Origin of the sequence: Echinicola sp. 20G, assembly GCF_015533855.1 — a bacterium.
Taxonomy (GTDB): Bacteria; Bacteroidota; Bacteroidia; order Cytophagales; family Cyclobacteriaceae; genus Echinicola.
On record NZ_AP024154.1, the window covers coordinates 1,672,406 to 1,692,615 of the forward strand.

Below are 20,210 nucleotides of genomic sequence, written 5' to 3' on the forward strand. Positions count from 1 at the left end.
CTGATGAAAACCTCACTATCAATATGGGAACTATTATACAAATGATCCCAAATATGGATTTTGACCAAAATTCATCGAAGAAGTTCATGGCTATCAAGTAAGTTCCACCGCCTAAAAAAAACAAGTTTGTCAGTTTACTATTCCAGATAAAACCACCCATTAAATAGGCATTAGGGGCTCAAAATCAAAAGTGTATTTTTTATCAGGAACATTGTATTGGTATTCAACTACTGTTATGAAACCATTATGCTTAATTTTGATATGCTTGAAGTACTAAACAAAATGTTTGCCGAATAGCTATTCGATTAAAGTATATTCTCTGGTCATAGTAAAGTCTGAATCTTCCGCCTTTGATTTCATTATATAAGAATTTTCCTTTATTTCAATTATTTCTGAAATAAGAATAAAATCAGAAATCGGTAAATCGTCTTCGTTTTCTAATATTTCATTTAAAGTAAGCTTTAGTACACAACTATCTATCCACTCTACATTTAATTTTACCTTGACTTTAAGGCTTGGTATAGACTCTATTTGATTAGTTTTATCTCTAGAAATATAATTCACTCCAGTAATTGGATCTTCCATTTTAAAATTGCCAGTTTTAAATTTCTCACATGATGTGCTTTGTCCAAATGCCGTTAAGCAGGAAATAAATAAAATTATAGTTAAAAATATTTTCATAATGTTTGTAATAGGTATGAGCGGCTATGGATTTGGAATGTTTGGGGCTTTGTAATTTAGCTAAATTAGTTGCTGTCTTCTTTTATTATTTCTAAAATTCGTCTTTTACATTCAATAAAGTTTTTTCTCTGATTAGTTTGCACAAACTTTTGCAGGAATTCAGCTTCATGTGAGGTTGATGATCTATGGCCTGAGGAAGAAAAGATTTCAAATTTATCAGTTGTTCCGTCCAATATTTGTTTACTTAACATTTGCCCATTTCCTAAATCACGTTCGTTTAAATTTAGCGAATCTTGACTAAAGTCATAGAAGCCCACTTCTTCAAGAAAATCAATAAAACTTAAGAATGCGTTTTCATCGATTTTTTTTTGTTCTTGCTTCTGTTTCTTCGGAATTCCTTTTTTGCTTAATTCAAAAGACCATTTTATTAATGACCAATCTTTTCCATCAAAAGCAAAAACGTAATTTTTGTGTCTTTTAAACCAAAATGAATTTTGAGAAAAAGATATAACAGTAGGAAATCTATCATGAAATTCTTTCCGAAGAATTGAGTTTTCAATCTGTGTACCAGTCATATTGGTTTCAAAACTCGGAAGTTGACCAAATGAATCAAGAAAAATCAAAAAGTGTATTATTGTTAAGACTAGTTTCATATTTAAACGCATAGACTAATTCATTTCTGTTGTTCTAAAGGTAAAGGCTTTATAGATAAGGTTTTTCTAAAATAGAACTTTGTTTCATGGTTAGATTCACTAGCAAGGGCTAGTTTGCCAGCTTCGATTGTGCTCACTTGTTCATTTTTTTACGAACAATTCAGTTCCAATTATACTTGTCTGTCTATTTTGGGCAATATTATTCTTCTCTTTACAACCGAGGAGTAAGGTCATCAAAATCAAAAGTGTATTTTTTATCAGGGACATTGAATTGGTATTCTTTTTACTTTTCAATTAATTTCAGGGTAGTCTTATTAACATGGTTTATTCCTTTACGAAACAAGTCCGTTGATAAGCACGTATTTCCAAAACTCAAGTAAAACACGCCAGTTGAGTCATCTTTGTTGTTTAGTTCCTCAGCTTTGTCAAAACTGTTCATTCCCGTACCTATAATATAAATTGGATTCCCCTCTTCAAAGTGTTTATAGGCTATTTGTTCAAGTCTAAGAAAAACTGATTTATGGAATAAGCTGTCTTTGGTACCATCAAGATACACGATGGACAGAAGGCTACATAAATTGCAATTCCAAACACTTGATGTATCGATATAAGCTATGGTGTTCAAGCTGTCAAAGCATTTTGCGAGTAACTTATTGTTTTTTGTTTTAAACGAATCAAAGTCATTCTCTTGCCCATTGGCATATTGGATATAAAAAAATAGTACTAAACTTAATGTAATTATTTTCATCATGGTTATTATATAGTTTTTTAAGCCTGGCAAACCTTTCCTAATATGCATGAGTAGGCTCAATTTGTTAATCCAAGGTATTCGTTTTTGGAATTATTGATTTTTTATTGATCAAAAAAATGATTCCCTGAATTATCCCAAGCCCCCAATATAGCGGGAACTTAAAAAAAGTAAATAATAGATTAAATGAATCTGTTATTTCATGTTCACTAGAAACTTTAACAATTTCAATCTTCATTGAAATCATTGGCAGTATCAAGCCAAAACCTACAACAATTATCGAAATCTTAATTGCCCTGTTGAGCTTCTTCTTGATTAAAAGAATATTAAAAGTCAACAATATCCCGATAATCAAATAGTCAAAATAACCGATTAACATAGTTTTTTTCTAGTTGAGAGCAGTACAAACTTAACTCTTAAAGAAATGATAATTCCCATCATTAAATAATTAGTCTTCATTCTTTCTTTACTAAAGGCTATTAAAAATTATTGATTGGTGATGCTTTTTATTAGTTGAAAAGAAATCAGCCATTTATCTAAAGCTCAACTGTGCCTTAATTTAAAACTTGGGGCAATTCTACCTAATACGCAAGAAAATATTATGACTGATGTAATTCCACTGGTTCATAGCATATCCTATTGAGCTTCTTTTCTCAGTTTTGACACTATTTGTTTGAGTGTTGATATGAGCTCAGAAGTTCTGATGGTTACGAAGTAAACCATGTTGGGTTCGTGTTCAGAATTACAGTTGTCCTCATCCCAGCAATACCAGCAGAATTGAGTTTGTTCCTCTTTTATTATGAAGTAGATTGAATACTGATCAATCGTCTCATCAATTTGGAGCAAATGCTTGAAAAATTGCGATTCATTGCTGTCACGTTCACTCTCCAAAGTTTTGACAAGTTCAATTGGGGTTAGACCCCTAAGTCTGTCGTTCTTAATTGTTTCTGCATTAAGTTGTTCAAGAATTTTTTGCAATGAAGTATTATAAGTTGGAACGTAAACAGGTTCATCAGAAATAAGCTTGTTACCAAGGTGAAATTTCATGTTCAGAAGTCCATCTGAATAGTCAAAAAGTTCAAAGGCAATAGTTTCTTTATTTCCAATTATCATGATTTCTTAGATCCAAAGTGTGCTCGATGACGATCAAATTTGGAATTTGGCCATATCCATTATAAACAAAATTAATGTAGCGAAACTACACCACCCTCGCAACAGTATCCATAATGCACTACTTTCTGAAGGTCTAAATCCAGAAAGATAAAAACTGCTAGAATTATTAAGCAGGAAGAATAGCGGACAAATTACAAAAAATCATCAAGTAGCTCAGTTGGCCATCAGCTATCTCGCTGGCTACTTGGCATCTCTTTGCATGAATATTATAAAAAGCAATTTGCCTAGAGAAATCAAAAAGGGAATTCCAGTTAAGAAACTTATGCTTGCGACGAAATTATATGAAATACTTTGAGTTAGATTGATGAAGCTAACAATCATTAGTGTTGTACCAGATAAAACAAATACTGATTGTTTTTCTTATTCTTCCATATTAAAGCAATAAAAAAAAGGACTTGACCAATTATGGATAATAGTGCGCTTGTTCCTAAAGATTCATCATATTCACCGAAAAATGACAATTCAAATTCACCAGTTAAAATGTTCGGTAACCATAAGATTCCCACCAATCCAAGTGTTCCAATACCGTGACCGGCACCGATGATTATAAAGAAGTCAAAAATTGCCGTTGAGGCTATATATTTATTGATTGGTTTCAATTTAGTTCAATCTTTCTGACAAGTACATATTGCTGTGTATCGAACAAAAATACGCATTAAGCACAACCTTTCTAAAACAAAAACCTACCACTAAAATCTTAATTATCTAATCCCTGTCAGGTGCTTTACTTCTGGAGTGAAGCCTATTCATTGATAAGGAATGAAACCGTACCACTCCCATGGGCTGTATTGGTCGGCCATGGCGTAGGAGAATAGGGCTTGGTAAATGCTTTCCCCATTATCTGAATTGGTCATGATCATCAATCCCTTTCCGCTATCGGGATAAAGTATGGCATGATGCTGAAAGCCATCGCCATGGCCTCCTTTGGCCACACCTTTGCCATAGGGTGTTTCTAGGTAACTCCATCCCAAGCCATAGCTAAAGTTAATATTGGCGTATTTGTCTGTGTTTTGGGCCGACTTGGGACCAAATTGATGAACTGAACGAATCCGGATCTGAGGGGAGAAAATCTCATCATATGATGCAGGGCTGAGTATTTCTTGGTTGAGGACAGCGGTTAAAAATTTGATATAATCTGCCGCGGTAGTTTCCAAGGTACTCCCCGACCTGGGTTCATTGTCTTTGTCTTTTTGATAGGTTTCTCCATTCTTCTGGTGGCCATAGGCAAAGTCACTTTCAAATCGGAACTGCCACTGGTAGGAAGAGTTTTTCATGCCCAGGGGCTTAAAGACATATTCTTGTGCCAATTCTTCCAGCCCTTTTCCTGTCAGCTTTTCCAAAATGACCTGCAGATAGACAAACCCTTCTCCACTGTAGCGGTATTTTTCTCCTGGTTTCCCATGAACTTGTAATTTCATATCTGGCTCCATAAATCTCCAATTGGCAAAACCCGAAGTATGGGACAAGCACATCCTTGCCGTGATCTGATGGTACAGGGAGTCCTCCTTCAAGTCAGCATAATCATCATGCCACCGGGTCATAGGTTCATAATCATATATTTTTTGAGGCAAGTAAGATTCCAGCGGAGTATCCAAGTCGATAAGACCTTCTTCTACCAGTTTCATAACCAAGATACTAAACACCGCCTTGCTCAGGGAGGCGCCATAAATATTGGTAGAGTCGGTGAGTATTAGCTTTTGGGGAAAATCTTTGTAGCCAATTACTTTTTGGTAAACGGGTTTTTTATCATTGAAAATGGCCACGGCCATTCCATGTATCTCTGCTTCTTGGGCCCACTGGTGGAGTTTTAGGGTGAGGGAATCCTCAGAAATTTTACTTCCATCTAACCTTTCGATCTCTTGGGAAGTCTTATGGGTACAGCCTAATACGGAAAGCACTGAAAAGGATATTACTACGAGTTTGGTGACAGTGGATTTCTTCAATTTCAAAAAGGGGATGGATAGGGGATAATAGCATTTGTCTTTTTTGACCACATAGATGATGTTGCAGATTACAATGCCCACTAATATGGGAACAGTGGATATAAACAGGAAAAATCCCCATTTTTCGATGGTCACTAGGCTGATAAAAGATAAAGTTGCGAGTAGGATGGCGGTAATCTGGAAGTTGATGACCTTGACCCCATGCCTGTCATAGATGGGATTGTCATCTCTCTTGTGAATCCAAATAAAGAGAGGAAGGAGGACATTGCACAAAGGAATAAATACACCCAATAAGGGAGTGGAATGCAACAGCAAAAGCCATTTTTTCTTTAAGGTTTCCTCCTTAGGGTCATTTAAGGGGATCAATTGGTTGACTTCGATCTCCAAAGCTACTGCAAGTAGCTTGATGGTATTTAGATGGGGTTTCACTTCAGATTTTTCGATACGCTGTATGGTCCGCACAGTAACCTCTGTTTTTAGGGCCAATTCTTCCTGAGATAAACCTTTGCTTTTTCTGTAGTAGATAAGCCTTTCGGCAAATGATTGATTGTTCATTTGTTTTCGTTTTGCTGATGAAGCAAATGTATCCAAGATCCCTTGCCATTTCCCCGACATTTAGATGTCATGTTTCTGTCATTGTCTTGAAATTCATGGTGTTAGAAGGGTAAATTATAAAAATCAAATGGTTTATTGAAACGAGGGAGCAGCTAAAAAGTGAGAAGGGTTAATTAGAATTGGCCTTTGGAATCACTTTTATCTAAGGACCAGGGGGAACGGGCGATTAAATTCAGCAGAGTTTATTAAGGTTGAAATGGTAAAAAATATTTCAGGTTAGTTTTTGGCTTAAAAATGACGGCTTTTAATTATCATAAGGAATGAAGTTTTCCCAATACCAAGGCATCCAATGGTCTCCCATGGAAATTTCGAGTAGTTCTTTAAATATTCCTTCCCCATTGGAACTGTTACACATAATGATCAATCCTAAATTTTTTGTGGGATAAAAGATGGCATAATGCTCCCAGCCGTCCATGTGACCTTCTTTAAATACTGCTTTTCCATAGGGTGTCTGGTAGATGCCCCAACCCAAGCCATAACTTAAGTCAATAGCAGCATTTTCGTCGGTGACCTTCCATCTGTTCTCCCCAAATTGTTGTTTGGACTTAATGGCAATTTGGGAAGTAAACATTTCTTCAAATGCAGAAGAACTCAGCCCTTTTCTGGCCAACATCGCTTGAATAAACTTTGCATAATCTTCAGGGGTGGTGTCCATGCTTCCGGCCGCATACTCTTGATCCCTTTTTCTTCTTTCGAGAACTTTTTTCTTCTTATAGTGCCCAACGGCGTAGTTACCTTCAAAGCGATCTTGCCATAAGAAACTGGTCATGTTCATTTCAAGCGGTTGAAAAACATAGGTTTGTGCCAATTCTTCCAATCCTTTATGAGTGATCTGTTCCACCACAAACTGAAGTAGCTGAATTCCCTCTCCGGAATAAATGTAATAGGTTCCGGGATCAGATTGTATCCTTAGAGGCTCAGACATATTGATTCCGGAATTGGTGATGTACCTCCAGTTGGGAAAGCCTGTAGTGTGGGACAGACACATCCTTGCAGTTATTTGCTTATACCTGTCATCTCCCTTAAGAGCTTCGTACCCTTCATAGCTCTGTTGAAAGCTGTAAGAGGTCAGTGGTTTTTCAAGGTATTCTACGAGTGGTCTGTCTAAATCTAACATACCCAAATCGGTTAATTTCATAACGATATAGGCAAATAGGGGTTTGCTAAGAGATGCAGCATAGAAATTATGGGTAGTCTGTAAAGCTTGTTTCTTTTTTAAATTTCTTGAGCCATAGGCCTTTTGGAATAGTACACTGTCCTTTGTAACTATTGTGATGGCAAGTCCATGAACATTGGCGGCAGATTTTAACCGTTCAATATTAGTGTCCAACATTTCGATGTTTATAGAGGAGTTATCTATTCTTTGGACAGTTTGGGCGTAATTTACGTTCGAAAGGAGAAAACTTACCCATATGAAAAGGAGCTTAGTAAGGTTCATCTATTTTTGAGTTATTATCCTTTAATATCCAAAAATTGTTTTCAAAACTCATGTATATACTGGAATAACTGTAGAGATATTCATTGAAGGCCTCACCAACATGTATCCATGAATTTACTTTAAAAATGTAGTTTGTATATTTACAGCCATCATTTTGTAAAAACTTTTAGTTGACGATTACATGAAAAGTGATTTTTACTTAGTAGGTGTCATGATATTGATATGCGTTTCCTGTAGAAGTGATCAAAAGGAAATTGCTAGATTTAAAGAAGACCCCGGTGATTCAATTTAGTCCACTTGCTATATTAACTCCTTATTTTTTTCTTGTATCGGAAGTAGATGAAGACGATCGAACAGGGTCTAGTTATGGCAGCAATGAATATTTGGATATGAACGAGGGTTGTATGTTTGCAGTAAGAATGGGGATAGGTAAAGATGATCAAAAGAAATTTCGGTCAAGTTTATTATTGAGCTGTTATGGGCAAGAAGAATTTAGCTTGAAAGGTTGTCCAACATTAAGAAGTGTTAAATAACAAGATATGTTACTTATTACAATCATTAAATTTTTAGGAACCTTGATTGGTATGGGAATAGCGATTGGGTACTGGGTAGCTGCTTTGATCAAAAAGAATAATCAGAAACTCAAAAGAGCAGGTTGGGCTTTCCTTTTCACATTTGGTTTTTTATTATTATCCACAGCAGCTGAGTTTTTATACATGTACTTAAGTGGCGCCTAATCCCCAAAATTATGATCCAGCAAGAATTACATTATCTGTGTTTATCCCTTTTATCTGTGGATCAAATCTTAGTTCCTCTGACCATTTCTTTTTTGCCTGGAGGGCCAGGGAGGGTTTCTACATGGAGTCCTAGTTCGGTCAAATCTCTTTTGAGTTGGCCTTTTGCGCAATAGGTGACAAAAACACCGCCCGGGTTCATGGCATCGATTACCTTGCCCAGCAGCTCCTTTGTCCATAGTTCTGGCTGTTTGCTGGGTGCAAAGGCATCAAAGAAAACCACATCAGCTGGATACAGCTGCACTTCCTCCAAGGTCGCTTGATCCTTTTTCATATTGAAGTATTCTGTCAAAGCACCACCTTGGTTCCAAGGGGCTTTGTGCAGTCTTTGGAATTGTCCCTGGAAGTGACTCAATCCCTCGTCTATCGACGTATAGTTTAGTTGGGTGTAAATATCTTCTGGAACAGGAAATGGTTCGATGGTATGATAAAGCAAAGGCAGCTTGTTTTGCTCCGCCCAGACCAAAGCCAGCCAAGCATTAAGGCCCGTTCCAAAGCCCACCTCAAACACCCGGATGGGCTGCTGATGTGGGTGGTGCGTGTACCAATGGTCCAACCCATAGAGGAAAAATACATGGATTGATTCCCGGTAAGCACCGTGAAAAGAATGATAGGTTTCATTCAATTCTGGCACATAGAGGGAGTGAGAACCATCTTCTGTTTCGATGAGTTTGATTGCTCTTTCCATCTTAATTGACTTTATAGATCAAAGCCACACAATAGGCAGAAACCCCTTCTTGACGACCTACAAATCCCAGTTTTTCCGTGGTGGTGGCTTTGATGGAAACATTGTTTTCGGGGATTTTCATTACGTCTGCCAAGCAGGTCTTCATGGTATCGATATGAGGGTTAACCTTGGGTTTTTGGAGACAAATAGTAGTGTCTAGATTGCCAATTTCATAACCTTCTTCACGGATCATGGTCATCACATCCCTGAGGAGGATTTTACTGTCGATACCTTTGTATTCTGGGTCTTGATCTGAGAAATGATAGCCAATATCCCTTAAGTTTGCTGCTCCGAGCAAGGCATCACAGATGACATGAATCAGCACGTCAGCATCTGAGTGCCCCACTGCTCCTTTGGTATGTTCCAGTTTGATGCCGCCCAACCAGAAGTCATAACCTTCCTGCAATTGGTGCACATCATATCCAAATCCAATTCTAAAGTTATTCATGCGGTGAAGATAATAGATTTGGTTGGGATTTTATAAAGAGAAGAAGCTATACCTATTATGGAACGGTTTGGAATAAAGAAGACGATTTAAGCACTCGTCCCGTTTTTATTACTTTTATAATAAAGGGTTGAAGCATTTTCTTCAATGATGGTTTGTTTGGCGAAAGCAGAAATCTGATCAGCAGTAATGGTGGTTTTCTTGTCATACTCCATCTGATAAAGGTCAGGAGTTCCCAATTGGGTATAATAAGCCAGGTTCATAGCACGATTGATCAATTGGATGCTTTCATAGGTCTTCATGGCTTCCGCTTGGTTCTTGACCTTTTCAATGGTCTCTGAAGAAATGGCCGTTTCGATAAACTCTTGTACTACTTCATCCAAAACTTTTTCTGCTTCTTCTGCACTTTTACCTTTTTCCATTTTACCTGAAAAAACCATTAGTCCCGGATCCATGGAGCCGAGTACATAGGCATTGCAGGAAGCAAAAATATCAGTGTTTTTGACCAGTTTTTGTTCCAATAGTGAAGACCTTCCAAAGCCCAAAATATCGGTGATCAGGTCACATTCCAGGTAACCGGACTGCAGCCTTCCCGGTACATGATAGGCTTTATACAAAGCATCAGTAGGTACATCAGCTAAGCAAGTATGGATTCTTTTGCCCTTTTGAGGGATTTCTTGAATGATGCTGGCACCATTCTTTTTGGCAGCTGGAATTGGACCAAACCACTTTTGGGTCATTTCCAAGATTTCCTCACTATTCACATCACCTGCTACTACCAGAATAGCATTGTTCGGTGCATAGTGATCATGATAAAAAGACCTGATATCTGTTTCTGTAAATCCTTCAATATCCGCAATTTCCTTCCCGATAGTTGGCCATTGGTAAGGGTGGTTTTGGTAGCAGAGTTGCCTCAGTTGGTGCATGGCGTCCCCATAAGGTTGGTTGAGGTAACGCTGCTTGAACTCTTCTATCACCACTTTCCTTTGGGTTTCAATGGTTTTGTGGCTCAGGTTAAGCTGTAACATTCGGTCAGACTCCAGCCAAAAAGCCGTTTCTATATTGGTAGCGGGAAGGGTGACATAATAATTGGTGATGTCCGTATTGGTAAAGGCGTTGCATTCTCCTCCTACCCTTTCCAAGGCGCTGTCAAAGCTGGGGACATTTTTGGATCCCCCAAACATCAAGTGCTCAAAATAATGGGCAAGGCCTGTTTTGCCCGCCACCTCATTTCTAGAGCCAACCTTATAGATAATGTTGGTTACAGCCATTTTGGTACTGTGGTCCTCGTGAATCACCAGCTGTAAGCCGTTGTCTAAGATATGTCGCTCGTAGTTTATCATAAGTCAAACTTCCCCATCCGAAAAAACCTACGGACTAAAATCCTTGGTTGGACTGTTAATAGGATATACTTGTAAATAAAGTCAAATAAATAGTAAAACAACTGTTAATCAGCTAGTATTAACAGTTGTCCCTTGCAAAGCTAATAAAATCTGGCAAAAGGTGCCGGAAGAATTTTTCAAATAGCCTCCCCATTATACCCCGCCTCTTCCAAGGCCGAAATGATTTCCTGGGTCGTTGCCTCTCCCTCTGCGGTTAGGATTCTGTCTGGATCTGTTAGGTCTACTTTCCAGGTAGTGTTGGGCAATTGATCAAGCTTGGGCTGTACAGTGGCCACACAAGCGCCACATTTGATATTGGTTTTTAGTTGGATCATCATTTTACTGTTTACTGTTTGAATTATCTTTTTAATCTAAGGCTATTGCTAACCACAGACACTGAACTCAGTGCCATGGCCCCGCCGGCAATCATCGGATTGAGTAAAAATCCAAAAGCTGGATAGAGGACTCCAGCAGCCAATGGGATTCCTATAATGTTGTAAATAAATGCCCAAAACAGATTTTGACGGATGGTTTTAACTGTTTTTCGAGTCAAACTCAACATCTGTGGGACCTGGGCAAGGTCTGAATGAATCAAAGTGACTTTCGCCACATCCATTGCAATGTCCGTGCCTTTTCCCATGGCAATGCTCAGGTCTGCCAATGCCAGGGCTTCACTGTCATTGATACCATCGCCAATCATAGCAACGGTTTTTCCGTTTTTTTGTAAAGCTTTAATATATCCGGCTTTATCGGTTGGAAGCATACCGGATTGATAATGCTGGATTCCTACATTTTGGGCCATGGCTTGGGCAGTTTTTTCTTGGTCACCTGTAAGCATATGGACTTCCATTCCCATCTCCATAAGTTCTTTGATGGCACTTTTTGAATTTTCCTTAATGGAGTCTGCCATCGCGATGACACCGATGATTTCTTGGTTTTTTGCCCAATAGATAACAATATGACCTTGGTTTAAGTGGTGGCTCTCAAAATCTTTCATCCAGTCTTTCCCTGTTGCTCCTTGAGTCTTTAACCAATCTTTTTTGCCTACTGCATAATAGTTTCCTTCAAACTGGGCAGAAACTCCATTGCCTGTATGGGATTGGAAGTTGGCCAAATCTGCTTTGTTGAAATTGGCTTTTAGGTGTTGCACCACTGCATCAGCCAAAGGGTGTTCGCTTTGGGATTCCATGGCCAGGAGGACTCCCATTTCTTTTTCAGAAGCTATAAGCTGGGGAGCGAGTTGGATGTCCTCTACAGTTGGCTTTCCCTCAGTGATGGTCCCCGTCTTATCCAAAACGATAGTGTCCACCTTATGCCCGACCTCTAAGCTTTCTGCATCCTTGATCAACATACCCATCGAGGCTCCTTTGCCAATACCCGCCATGATAGCCGTCGGTGTGGCCAGTCCCAATGCGCAGGGACAAGCAATGACCAAGACAGTTACAAAGGCCAGCATGCCATGAAGCCAGGCATCTTCTATCCCACTAAGTCCCCAAACCAAAAAGGCTAAGATGCCAATACTAATGACAATAGGAACAAATATGGCCGTAATCTTATCTACTAACTTTTGTACTGGGGCCTTGGAGCCCTGTGCCTCTTTGATTTTTTGAATAATCTGGGCCAAAAGGGTGGTGTCACCTGCTTGTTCTACTTGAAATTGGAAACTTCCATTTTGGTTGATGGTACCTGCAAATACCTGATCCCCCGATTGCTTAGCGATGGGGACGGGTTCTCCAGTCAGCATGCTTTCATTGATATAGGAATGGCCATCAATGATCTTTCCGTCTAGCGGTATTTTTTGTCCAGGTTTGACCAGGATGAATTCTCCCACTGAAACCTTTTGTGTCTTTTTTACTATTTCCTTTCCATTTTCCATGACAATAAGCTCATCTGGTTGAAGTCCCATCAGCTTCTTCAGGGCTTCTCCAGTTCCTGCTTTGGCACCAGACTCCAACATCCTTCCCAGCAGAATAAAGAAAACTATGACCGCTGCTGCTTCAAAATACACGTGAGCGGTTATTCCTCTTTGGGTCAACCATTCTGGAAAAAAAGTGGTGAATGTACTGTATAGATAAGCTACACCTGTACTGACGGCTACTAAGGTGTCCATATTGGCTTTTCCATGTTTGGCTTGACGTACAGCATTGATAAAGAATTGGAGGCCAAAGACAAACAATACTGGTGTAGTCAAAGCCCACATGATATAATTGGCAAAAGGAATATCCATTAGGAACATGCCGATGATAAAGACGGGGGTGGCAAGAATGCCAGCAGCAATAGTATTCCTTTTTAATTTTAGATAGGCTTGCTGTTGGTTTTTCTCCAAGTCACTGGTTTCCATCTTTTCAATGATGATGTCATAACCAGATTCTCTTACTGCTTTTTGGATGGCATTTGGATCTGCTTCTTTTTCAAGTTGAAGCAAGGCAGAATGGGTGGCAAAGTTCACACTGGCTGATTGCACCCCAACTTGCTTTTTCAGGGTGTTTTCCACACTGCTGGCACAGGCAGCACAGCTCATTCCGGTAACTGGCCATTCTATTTTATTGCTCATGATGTTTTATTTCGGTTTTGGTCGGGCTCTTTTGAAGCCTTAAGGTTACGAAACAAATTTAAGCGCAAAGGTGTCGTCGCTAGTTATATAATTTTTGAAATGATTAAACAGGACGTAGCTAATTCCCGTATTCCCAAAAAAATCACGAACTTTAAGTGCCTGTTTCTAGTTTAATCACACATAGCCTAATTCAGCGCATCAAAAAAACCTTTTAGACTCATGATGAAATCCACCATTGAGCCGGAGTGTACCGGGCAATTTTCACCTTTGTTTATCGATTACATCCAAAAGAAAACCGATTTAAAGCCTTTCTATCATCAGTATCCATCTTTGGAAAATTTTAAGGCTGTAATTGAAAAAAGGAATTTTGGTAAGGACAAAAGAAAGGTGTTGAAGGAAGCTTTGCATCAGCAATATGAAGGTTTTGAATTAAGCGAGGCTACTACCAAGAATTTGGATAGCCTTGAAGAGGCAAATACTTTTACCGTGACGACCGGTCACCAGTTGAATCTTTTTACGGGCCCATTATACTTCATCTACAAAATCGTTTCGACAATCAATTTGGCCAGGCAACTGCAGGAAGCCTATCCAGATTACCGTTTTGTGCCCGTGTATTGGATGGCTTCTGAGGATCATGATTTTGAGGAAATCAACCATTTTAGTTATGAGGGTAAAAAATACAGTTGGGAAACTAATCAGAAAGGAGCAGTAGGTGATTTTGAACTGGACGGTAGCATGGACGACTTTATCAAGGAGATCACTTTTGCTCCTGATTTTTTTAAGCAAGCTTACCGGGAGCAAAAAACTTTAGCAGATGCAGTAAGGTACTATGTGAACCATTTATTTGGAGAGAAGGGCTTGGTGATTGTGGATGGGCATGATACCAGTTTAAAAGGACTTTTTAAGGAGGTAATCAAAGATGACCTACTTACCAACAGTGCCAATGAATTGGTCAATAAGCAAACAGAGAGGCTTGAAGAATTGGGCTATAAGAGCCAAATTTTCCCAAGGGAGATTAACTTTTTCTATTTGGACAAAGGGATCCGTTCGCGGATTGTCAAGAATGGATCAGTATATGAGGTTCTGGATACGGGCAAGCAATTTTCAGAGCAGGAAATGCTGGCTCTTGTAGAAAGTAGCCCAGAAATATTCAGCCCAAATGTGGTGCTGAGGCCACTTTATCAGGAATATATTTTACCGAATATTGCCTATTTGGGTGGCCCCGCAGAAGTAGCTTACTGGTTGCAGCTGAAATTGGTTTTTGATCATTACCAGACAGACTACCCAATGGTTATGCCCAGAAACTTTGCCATGATCAAAGGAAAGAATGCCTCTCGTAAAGCAGAAGCGCTGGGCTTGAGCAATAAACAACTATTTGTTCCTTATGAAAGTTGGAAGAAGGAATATGTGAAGAATAATGCCCAGTCCGACCTAAGTCTGGAAAAAGAAAAAGAAGCCTTATCTGCAATTTTCGAAGAAATGGGGATGGCAGCTGCTGAAGTGGATCCTACCTTGAAAAACTCAGCAGAAGCAGCTAAAACAAGAGCTTTGAAGGTCATAGAGCATTTTGGGAAGAAACTGAGACGGGGTGAGGAAAGAAATTTGGAAACGGATCTTCAAAGGATGAAGTCCTTAAAAGAAATCCTTTTTCCCGGAGGAACGCCACAAGAACGAAAAAGCAACTTTTTGGAGTTTTACCTTAAAGATGAGCAGTTTATTGAAAAGCTCTATACTCACTTCGACCCATTGGATTTCAATTACATCATACTAGAGGAAAATGGATGAGAAAGCACGACTTAGAAATCTTTATAAAGCCAAAAGAAAGGCATTAGGGGCTGAGAAGATGGCGGAGCAGTCCAAAAAGATCAAGGATGAACTCATGCGCTTTTTGGAATCTCATGGCCAGTTCAAGCATTTTCATATCTTTTTACCCATTGCCCGGCTTAATGAAATCGATACTTTTCCGATTGTGGAGGCACTTTTGTCAGCAGGCAATCGTGTTTATACTTCTGTTACAGATTTTTTGACTGGAGAGCTCAAGACCGTTGAAGTTGATACAAATACCACCTATTCAGTGGATAAGTGGGGTATTCCTGTGCCCAGTTCTCCGGTAGAAGTTTCACCAGAAAAGATTGAAGTTGTCTTGATACCGCTTCTGGCATATGATTTGGATGGTAATCGCATTGGGTATGGAAAAGGATTTTACGATCGGTTTTTATCTGGATTAAAACCTGAGGTTTTTAAGGTAGGATTATCGTATTTTGTACCTGAAGTTTCCATTCCGGTAGAAGAACATGATATTTGCATGAATATTTGTATTTTACCCAGCGGAATTATTGAATTTAATTAAACCATCTATTACACTAAATTTTATTTTATGTTCAAGAAAGCAATTGTAGCTGTTTTTGCAGTAGCTATCATGGTGATCAGTTATCAGGCCGAAGCCCAGACGTACAGTACGGGTGTGGGTTTGAGAGCTGGAGTGACCAACGGATTAACCGTAAAGCATTTTCTAGGTTATGACGCGGCCATCGAAGGGATTTTGCATTCCCGTTGGAAGGGGCTCGTGATTACTGGATTGTATGAGATGCACAGAGATGTTCGTGAGATCAGAGGCCTAAAATGGTTTTATGGTGGCGGTGCCCATTTAGGTACTTGGGGAGACAAAAGTGATCCTCCTTTTGATGACCCAGATAAAAACTATACCGTCTTTGGGATTGATGGGATCATAGGCTTGGACTACAAATTTGAAGACGCCCCGGTGAACCTATCACTGGACTATAAACCGGCGTTTAACCTGACGGACAATGTCGGCTGGTGGGGAGATGAGATAGCGCTGTCTATCCGCTTTACCTTCCACTGATCAAAAGATCATTAGGAACAAAGGCAAATGTCACAAGGCATTTGCCTTTGTTTTTTTAACTTGGGTCAATATTAAAACCAAAAAAATATGACGAACCCTATTTGGATCATGACCTCGGCGTTTGATCAGTTAAGCTTGGAAGAGGTGATCGAAAAAGCAAAGGAAACCGGTGTGCAAGGATTGGATGTGTGCGTGTTCAGGCGAGACGGTACTCGGGATGATTTTGTGGCTACCCACATGGATTATGATAATTTTTCACTGGACACAGCCAAGGCTACTTTGTCCCAATTTAATACTGCTGGGCTTAGTCTTTCTTTAGGGGCTTTTGATAACCTGATTGGCGGTGATCCTGGCCAGAGGATCAAAAATCAAAACCATTTATTGAAATTGATCCGCATGGCCCATTTGATGGGGGGAGATGCCAATGATATCAAAGTAGGAACCTTTGTTGGCTATAACCATGAGTTGGGAAACCAAGAAAATGGTTTTGAAAAGAACCTGGAGGAATACGCCAAGGTTTTTGGCCCAATTATCAAATATGCAGAGGACTTGGGCGTGACGGTATTGTATGAAAACTGCCCTATGGAAGGCTGGCGCTCAGCTGGCCATACAGGGACTTTTAACAATTTGCCTGGGGTGTTGGCTGCCAGAAAGCTGATGTATGCCATGATTCCGAGCAAGTCGCATGGTGAGATTTATGATCCCTCTCATGATGTATGGCAACATACGGATCCTGTGGAAGTGATCAAACATACAGATATGGATCGCTTAAAACGTATCCATGTAAAGTCTACCAGAAATAACTCCGACCCTTACTGGGGTAATATGTATCCTACTCAATGGGTAGATAAAGATTTGGCCCAAAAAGCAGGTGTCCCCACTGCTCAAAACGAATGGGACAGGCACCATTATGAAGCCACTTTGCCAGGGTTTGGAGTGGGTGACAGTATGGATTGGAGGAAATTTATCAATATCCTTCAGGAAAAAGGTTTTTCTGGTCCTTTTGAAATAGAAAATGAAGCAGGTCTGTCCAAAGGAACGGGCAACATGGCGGCCATTATGCAGGGCTATAAGGCCACGGTATTGAACCTTAGCCCTATCTTATGGCCTTTGACGGAAGAAGGGTACCATTATCCAAAGGCCAATTTTAAAGAGATGAAGGCGGTGGCCGCCAAAGATATTCCTATCGTGACCATGGGTGATTTGAAATAGGTACTTTTTGTGTAACGCTATTTCAGGACGAGGCAGTTTAATAAAATAAAAAACTTCAGTAGTTATTTCCAATAAGTAGAGATCATCAAAAAAAGTAAAATAAAAAAGCCCCGCTAAGCGGGGCCCTATACCTAGGTGAGTTTAACAAAGTATTTATTCAGTACTCCTAAATAAATCTTTGCAAACGTCTTATAACACCAAACTTTAAACTCCTGAACCTCAGCGGGCGTCAACATGTTGAGACCCTTTCTTAACTCTTTCTCGAAAAGCTTCTTGTCAAAACTCACCTTTAACAAAATGGTTTTAACATATTCTATCATGGCTCATCAATTTATTTTTAAGTTAAACAATACTAAAATCAATACGACAATACTATGAATTTGTTGCGTTTAAAATATACTCGTTAATTTGCGTCAAATAAGTAGTTGTGTATCTCATGAAAAGAACGAAATATTACCTCACTCTAGTATTCATTTGGACATCGATAATTTCCATTGCCCAAGCACAAGATGTAAGGATTGACTTAGGACCTGATGAGATAGGCTTGAACGAAACGTTCAGCATAAAAATAACAATTTCCGATGAGAAAATAAAGTCATATGATCAGTTTCCAGAGATACCGGGCTTCCAGAAGCAGGGAATTTCTCAGTCTTCTTCCATGAATGTGATCAATGGCCAAATGAGCAGTACCAATAGTATTGTTCAATACTACAAACCGCTGAAAATGGGGCAGTTTAGTCTACCTAATTTTACCCTTCAGGTCAATGGTAATGAGGTGTCTTCTCCTGGTAAAACCATCACAGTGACCGATGCCAAGCAAAGCCAGCAGCGACAGGGTTCCAGAGATCCATTTGATGACTTTTTCAGAAGAGATGAACCGCAAGAGCAAGAATTTATTGAGTTGGATGATGAGGCATTTTTTGCGATGACAGTGGACAAAAATGAAATTTATGTGGGCGAGGGCTTTAATGTGAGTTTGGCCTTTTTCATGGCCCAATCCAACCAGGCTCCCTTTGATTTTTATGAACCGGGAAAACAACTGGAGGAAATTGTCAAGAAAATCAAGCCGACCAATGCTTGGGAGGAAAACTTCAATATTACCAATATCCAGCCAGAGCGGGTGACCATTGATGGAAAGGTATGGACCCGCTTCAAAGTATATGAATCCACCTTCTATCCTTTCAATGAGGGCGAGATCGAATTGCCGCGAGTGGCTTGGGAGATGATCAAGTACAAGGTGGCTAAAAACCCTACTTTCTTTGGGAATAACAGGCAACAGGATTTTAAGACCTTCTATGCTAATGGCAAGACCATTAAAGTTAAGCCTTTGCCTCCTCACCCACTGAAAAATGAGGTGAGTGTGGGAGTTTACAGGCTACGGGAAAATTTTGACTCCAAAAAAGTAGAAACTGGCGAAGGCGTAACCTATGATTTTGGGATCAGTGGGGAAGGAAACATCAATGCCATCAAGCCTCCCAAGAAGATGGATATTCAAAAGCTAAACACTTTTGACCCGAATGAACGACAGCAAATCAACCGGGGAAGAGGTAAAGTGACCGGGATCAAACAGTATGAATACTATATCACCGTCAATGAGCCCGGAGAAGTAGCTTTGAAGGATCACTTTGAGTGGATTTACTTTAATACGGACAAAGAAACCTATGATACCCTAAGGCCAAGTGCGGTCTTGAACGTGGTGGGTGAGAGCAAAATCAATCAATCAATATCTTCCACGCGCCTGGGAGGAATCTATGATTTAATAGAACTAGAGGACAATAAGCTTTTAAACCAACGATATAAGTATTATTTTTCGACTTTTATCAACATACTACTGGTTGGCGCAGTGATTTTACTGATCGTCATGATTATGAAAAAGAGGTAATGGGTAATTCATTTGGAAGAGTATTTAGGATAAGCACCTTTGGAGAATCACATGGCAAAGGGCTTGGCGTTATTATAGATGGCTGTCCTGCAGGGCTGCCAATAGATGAGGAGTTTATCAGACAAGAGCTGCAGCGCAGAAAGCCCGGGCAGTCCAAGATCACCACACAACGGAAAGAGGAGGATGAATGTCAAATCCTTTCTGGCGTGTTTGAAGGCAAAAGTACTGGTACGCCCATCGCGATCATCATCATGAACACGGACCAGAAGAGCAAGGACTATTCGCATATTGCTGACAAGTATCGTCCTTCCCATGCTGATTTTACCTATCAGGAAAAATTTGGGAATCGCGATTACCGCGGTGGAGGAAGAAGTAGCGCCAGAGAAACTGCTGCAAGAGTAGCTGCCGGTGCAGTTGCTAAAATGTTTCTTAAGCATGTTGGTGTAGAGATCAATGCTTATGTTAGTCAGGCGGGGCATATCAAGCTGGATAAGCCTTATCAGGAATTGGACTTTGCTGAAATTGAGAAAAACATTGTGCGCTGTCCAGATCCTGAAGTGGCCAATGAAATGATCGAATACATTGATGAAATCAGGAAGAACCGGGATACGGTAGGTGGCGTGGTGAGCTGCGTGGCCAAGCAAGTGCCAGTGGGCTTAGGTGAGCCGGTTTTTGATCGACTTCATGCCGATTTGGGAAAGGCGATGCTCAGCATCAATGCCGTCAAAGGCTTCGAATATGGCAGTGGCTTTGAAGGGGTAAGCATGAGGGGGTCTGAGCACAATGATGAGTTTTACCAGGAAGGAGATAGGGTGAGGACCAAGACCAATTATTCAGGTGGAATTCAAGGAGGCATTTCAAATGGTGAAGATATTTATTTCCGCGTAGCCTTCAAGCCTGTGGCCACCATTATGAAAGACCAGGACAGTGTCAATCAGGCAGGAGAAGCGGTTACCGTTTCTGGTAAAGGAAGGCATGACCCTTGTGTGGTGCCTCGCGCGGTACCGATCGTGGAAGCAATGACTGCCTTGGTACTAGCAGATTTCTTATTGTTGAAGCGAATGAATAAATTGGAAGCTTAAGCACCTAACTCAACTGAT

General features: G+C 39.9%; 20 protein-coding genes. 7 read left to right on the plus strand and 13 right to left on the minus strand.

The window, feature by feature from the left end; translation table 11 throughout:
• Positions 1-297 precede the first annotated feature (297 nt).
• The 7 genes from JL001_RS07415 to JL001_RS07445 all read right to left on the minus strand — a co-directional run bounded on the left by JL001_RS07415 (position 298) and on the right by JL001_RS07445 (position 7,251).
• The gene (locus tag JL001_RS07415; protein WP_200975486.1) at positions 298-681 is read right to left on the minus strand and encodes a hypothetical protein; all 384 of its coding nucleotides are present in this window, start codon (positions 679-681) and stop codon (positions 298-300) included.
• Between the two features lie 65 nt (positions 682-746).
• A complete protein-coding gene (locus tag JL001_RS07420; protein ID WP_200975487.1) occupies positions 747-1,334 on the minus strand; it encodes a hypothetical protein in 588 nt (195 codons plus the stop codon).
• Positions 1,335-1,617: 283 nt separating this feature from the next.
• Positions 1,618-2,085 carry a hypothetical protein gene (locus JL001_RS07425; protein WP_200975488.1) on the minus strand — a complete coding sequence of 156 codons (468 nt, stop codon included), beginning with the start codon at positions 2,083-2,085 and terminating at the stop codon, positions 1,618-1,620.
• Between the two features lie 633 nt (positions 2,086-2,718).
• Positions 2,719-3,195: a hypothetical protein gene (locus JL001_RS07430; RefSeq protein ID WP_200975489.1), complete on the minus strand. Its 477-nt coding sequence runs from the start codon at positions 3,193-3,195 to the stop codon at positions 2,719-2,721.
• Positions 3,196-3,575: 380 nt separating this feature from the next.
• Complete coding sequence (locus JL001_RS07435; protein ID WP_200975490.1) at positions 3,576-3,854, minus strand: hypothetical protein; 279 nt, start codon at positions 3,852-3,854, stop codon at positions 3,576-3,578.
• A 147-nt stretch (positions 3,855-4,001) separates the two neighbouring features.
• Complete coding sequence (locus JL001_RS07440; RefSeq protein ID WP_200975491.1) at positions 4,002-5,753, minus strand: serine hydrolase; 1,752 nt, start codon at positions 5,751-5,753, stop codon at positions 4,002-4,004.
• A gap of 304 nt (positions 5,754-6,057) precedes the next feature.
• Positions 6,058-7,251: a serine hydrolase gene (locus tag JL001_RS07445; protein ID WP_200975492.1), complete on the minus strand. Its 1,194-nt coding sequence runs from the start codon at positions 7,249-7,251 to the stop codon at positions 6,058-6,060.
• Between the two features lie 539 nt (positions 7,252-7,790).
• On the opposite strand from JL001_RS07445, the gene JL001_RS07455 reads away from it, so the two are divergent.
• A complete protein-coding gene (locus JL001_RS07455; RefSeq protein WP_200975494.1) occupies positions 7,791-7,988 on the plus strand; it encodes a hypothetical protein in 198 nt (65 codons plus the stop codon).
• A 61-nt stretch (positions 7,989-8,049) separates the two neighbouring features.
• Here the strand turns inward: JL001_RS07455 and mnmD are convergent, their stop codons facing one another.
• The 5 genes from mnmD to JL001_RS07480 all read right to left on the minus strand — a co-directional run bounded on the left by mnmD (position 8,050) and on the right by JL001_RS07480 (position 13,153).
• Complete coding sequence (gene mnmD / locus JL001_RS07460; protein WP_200975495.1) at positions 8,050-8,733, minus strand: tRNA (5-methylaminomethyl-2-thiouridine)(34)-methyltransferase MnmD; 684 nt, start codon at positions 8,731-8,733, stop codon at positions 8,050-8,052.
• A gap of 1 nt (position 8,734) precedes the next feature.
• A complete protein-coding gene (gene ispF, locus JL001_RS07465) occupies positions 8,735-9,220 on the minus strand; it encodes a 2-C-methyl-D-erythritol 2,4-cyclodiphosphate synthase (protein WP_200975496.1) in 486 nt (161 codons plus the stop codon).
• An 86-nt stretch (positions 9,221-9,306) separates the two neighbouring features.
• The gene (locus tag JL001_RS07470) at positions 9,307-10,560 is read right to left on the minus strand and encodes a pitrilysin family protein (RefSeq protein WP_200975497.1); all 1,254 of its coding nucleotides are present in this window, start codon (positions 10,558-10,560) and stop codon (positions 9,307-9,309) included.
• Positions 10,561-10,736: 176 nt separating this feature from the next.
• Positions 10,737-10,937 (minus strand): heavy-metal-associated domain-containing protein, encoded by a 201-nt coding sequence (locus JL001_RS07475; protein ID WP_370567357.1) that lies wholly within the window; start codon positions 10,935-10,937, stop codon positions 10,737-10,739.
• Positions 10,938-10,957: 20 nt separating this feature from the next.
• A complete protein-coding gene (locus JL001_RS07480; protein ID WP_200975498.1) occupies positions 10,958-13,153 on the minus strand; it encodes a cation-translocating P-type ATPase in 2,196 nt (731 codons plus the stop codon).
• A 219-nt stretch (positions 13,154-13,372) separates the two neighbouring features.
• Here JL001_RS07480 and bshC point away from each other — a divergent pair, with 219 nt between their 5' ends.
• The 4 genes from bshC to JL001_RS07500 all read left to right on the plus strand — a co-directional run bounded on the left by bshC (position 13,373) and on the right by JL001_RS07500 (position 17,228).
• Positions 13,373-14,938 (plus strand): bacillithiol biosynthesis cysteine-adding enzyme BshC, encoded by a 1,566-nt coding sequence (gene bshC, locus JL001_RS07485; RefSeq protein WP_200975499.1) that lies wholly within the window; start codon positions 13,373-13,375, stop codon positions 14,936-14,938.
• On the plus strand, positions 14,931-15,503 hold the full coding sequence (locus JL001_RS07490; RefSeq protein ID WP_200975500.1) for a 5-formyltetrahydrofolate cyclo-ligase: 573 nt from the start codon (positions 14,931-14,933) through the stop codon (positions 15,501-15,503). Before bshC ends, JL001_RS07490 begins: the two co-directional genes overlap by 8 nt.
• Positions 15,504-15,530: 27 nt before the next feature.
• The gene (locus JL001_RS07495; protein ID WP_200975501.1) at positions 15,531-16,016 is read left to right on the plus strand and encodes a hypothetical protein; all 486 of its coding nucleotides are present in this window, start codon (positions 15,531-15,533) and stop codon (positions 16,014-16,016) included.
• A gap of 87 nt (positions 16,017-16,103) precedes the next feature.
• Positions 16,104-17,228: a sugar phosphate isomerase/epimerase gene (locus tag JL001_RS07500; protein WP_200975502.1), complete on the plus strand. Its 1,125-nt coding sequence runs from the start codon at positions 16,104-16,106 to the stop codon at positions 17,226-17,228.
• 131 nt (positions 17,229-17,359) lie between these two features.
• Here JL001_RS07500 and JL001_RS23145 read toward each other — a convergent pair whose 3' ends face one another.
• Positions 17,360-17,548, minus strand: coding sequence for a hypothetical protein (locus tag JL001_RS23145; RefSeq protein ID WP_236252741.1), 189 nt, complete (start codon positions 17,546-17,548; stop codon positions 17,360-17,362).
• A 116-nt stretch (positions 17,549-17,664) separates the two neighbouring features.
• Here JL001_RS23145 and JL001_RS07505 point away from each other — a divergent pair, with 116 nt between their 5' ends.
• Entirely contained in the window at positions 17,665-19,110 is a 1,446-nt protein-coding gene (locus tag JL001_RS07505) for a BatD family protein (RefSeq protein ID WP_200975503.1), read from the plus strand.
• On the plus strand, positions 19,110-20,192 hold the full coding sequence (aroC, locus tag JL001_RS07510; RefSeq protein ID WP_200975504.1) for a chorismate synthase: 1,083 nt from the start codon (positions 19,110-19,112) through the stop codon (positions 20,190-20,192). Before JL001_RS07505 ends, aroC begins: the two co-directional genes overlap by 1 nt.
• Positions 20,193-20,210 lie beyond the last annotated feature (18 nt).